General features: G+C 67.4%; 2 protein-coding genes and 1 pseudogene. All 3 read right to left on the minus strand.

Going from position 1 to position 2,379, the window contains the following annotated elements; genetic code table 11:
* Positions 1-158 (minus strand): annotated as a pseudogene (locus tag ELR45_RS42775) (SAM-dependent methyltransferase); the annotation flags it as partial.
* 192 nt (positions 159-350) lie between these two features.
* Complete coding sequence (locus ELR45_RS17225; RefSeq protein WP_129667493.1) at positions 351-1,055, minus strand: ABC transporter ATP-binding protein; 705 nt, start codon at positions 1,053-1,055, stop codon at positions 351-353.
* A partial coding sequence (locus ELR45_RS17230) for an ATP-binding cassette domain-containing protein (protein WP_129667494.1) occupies positions 1,048-2,379 on the minus strand: 1,332 nt, incomplete at its 5' end. The genes ELR45_RS17225 and ELR45_RS17230, both read right to left, overlap by 8 nt.

Here is a 2,379-nt window from a genome sequence, read left to right on the forward strand (position 1 = left end):
CGGGCCAGCCAGAGGGAGTCGGCGCCTTCGCCGCATCCGACGTCCAGGGCTTGCCCGGGCGGTAGATCGGTGACCTCGGTCACGAGCACGCCGTTGGGCGCGCCGCTGAAGACCTGGTCGCGGCTGCGATACTTCTCATCCCAGTACTCTGTGCTCATCGTCCTTGCCTTGGTCGTCGAGACATGGTTGTGGCCAGAGGCCGTGACCACCGGTCACGCCTGAACCAACCTGCCCCACCCATGGCTGGTTGACAAACTTCCTTGCGGAAACTGCAACGGCGTAGGCATCATCTCTTCAAGCCGAGCTCGCGGGGCAGGTTCAATGCCCGCTCAGCACGCGGACTTCTCTCGTTACAGGCCCAGCACACTGCGCCGCACGTCGGCACTGCTCCGCAGCTCATCCGAGGTGCCTGTGGTGACGATCCGGCCTTCGCCGAGCAGATATCCGCGGCTGGACATCGCCAGTGCACGTTCGACGTCCTGCTCCACAAGCAGAACGCTCACCCCGTCGGCGTTGATCGACTGGATGACGTCGAACACCTCGTCAACGACCACCGGGGCAAGACCGAGCGATGGCTCGTCGGTGAGCAGCAGCCGCGGGCGTGCCATCAATGCCCGGCCGATCGCCAGCATCTGCTGCTCGCCACCGCTGAGCGTGGCGGCCGGCTGGGTCGAACGGTCCGCGAGCACTGGGAACAGATCGTGTACCGCGGCCAGCGCCTCCTGGTGGCGGCCGCGAACGGCCTTCCGGTACGCGCCGAGGCACAGGTTGTCGTAGACCGACATGTCGGGGAAGACTCGACGCCCCTCGGGCACGGTCGCCACTCCGTACTCGCAGACCCGATGCGGCGCCACGCTCGTGAGGTCGACGCCGTCGAGCAGTATCCGGCCACGGACCGATCTCTGCAGCCCCGCGATGGCCTGCACCAGCGTCGACTTCCCAGCGCCGTTGGGTCCGACGACGCTGATGATCTCTCCCTCGGCGACGTCCAGGCCGATACCCCAGAGTGCCTGAGCGTCCCCGTAGAACGCATCGAGCCCACGGATCTCAAGCATGGGCACGCCTTCCCAGATACGCGCTGACCACAGCCGGATCCTGCATGACGGTCCGTGGCGCGCCGTCGGCCAGCAAGCTTCCGCGATCCAGCACAACCATCCTGGTGGCAAGCTGGTTCACCACCCGGAGCAAGTGCTCGACGATCACGATCGTGATACCCGACTGGTGGATACGGCGGACGACCTCAACGGCCTGGTCGATCTCCGCCGGGTTCAACCCTGCCAACGCTTCGTCGAGCAGCAGCACTTTCGGGCTGCTCGCGATCGCCCGGGCCATCTCGAGTAGTTGCCGCTCGTGCAGGTTGACCGCCGACGGGTGCGCATCCGCACGGTGTGTCAGCCCCACGAGCTCCAGATGCGTTTCCGCCTGCTGCCGGGCCTGTTCCAACCGACGCCGCTCGCGGCCGAACATGATCGTCATGGCCACGTTGTCGCGAACCGTCATCGACTCGAACGGCTTGGGGATCTGGTACGTGCGGGCGACCCCGAGATGCGCGATCTTGTGCGGTGGAATGCCGGACGTGTCGCGCCCGGCGATGCTGATGGTCCCCCTGGTCGGCCGGAACGCGCCGGACAGCAGGTTGACCAACGTCGTCTTCCCGGACCCGTTCGTCCCCACCAGACCGATCAGCTCGCCTTCCCGGAACTCGAGGTCGACGCCTTCCAGCGCTCGCACCCCGCCGAAGTAACGGGTGACATCGCGGCATTCGACGAGCACGTCGCCCGGCACAGGATCGGATGGATCCGTCCGCACGACCGGTTCCGCGGCCGCGGAGGCGAGCCCGGGTTCCTCAGCCTCGCCGGTCTCGACGGCTTGGCCGGGCCCATCGTCGGGTCGAGCAGTCTCGGCGTCCCCGGCCGGCTCGCGGACACGCACGACGTCCCGCTGCCGGCGACGCAGCGGCACGGGTGCCAACGCCAATGCGGCGGCCGCGAGCATGCCGGCGACCACCCACTCCAGCGTCCCGCCCCATTGGCCGATAACGGCGAGGCCCCCTGTGACCACGACAAGGGCCCCAAGGGCGGGAAGCCAGCGAGCGCGCAACCGCACCTGAAGGCCCTCCGGCGCAATGACGACCAGGACCGCGAGGATCGCCCCGAGGATGATGAGGTTCCAGCCCTCGAAACCGGCCGAGGACAACCGGTCCTGCATCGTCACGATCAGCGTGGCGCCGATGACCGGTCCGAGCCAGTGCGTCCGGCCCCCGAGCACGCTCATCAAGATGACAAAGATCGGGATGGTGAGCCCGAAGGCGGCCTCCACCGTGACGAACCCGATCTGCAGAGCGAAGATGCAACCTGAGACGGTGCCGATGAGGCCGGT

Source organism: Phytoactinopolyspora endophytica, from assembly GCF_004138495.1.
Taxonomy (GTDB): domain Bacteria; phylum Actinomycetota; class Actinomycetes; order Jiangellales; family Jiangellaceae; genus Phytoactinopolyspora; species Phytoactinopolyspora endophytica.

Bases quoted from the DNA above. Each gene is read 5' to 3' on its own strand.
- ELR45_RS17225 (WP_129667493.1), bottom strand. From the start codon at position 1,055: ATGCTTGAGATCCGTGGGCTCGATGCGTTCTACGGGGACGCTCAGGCA.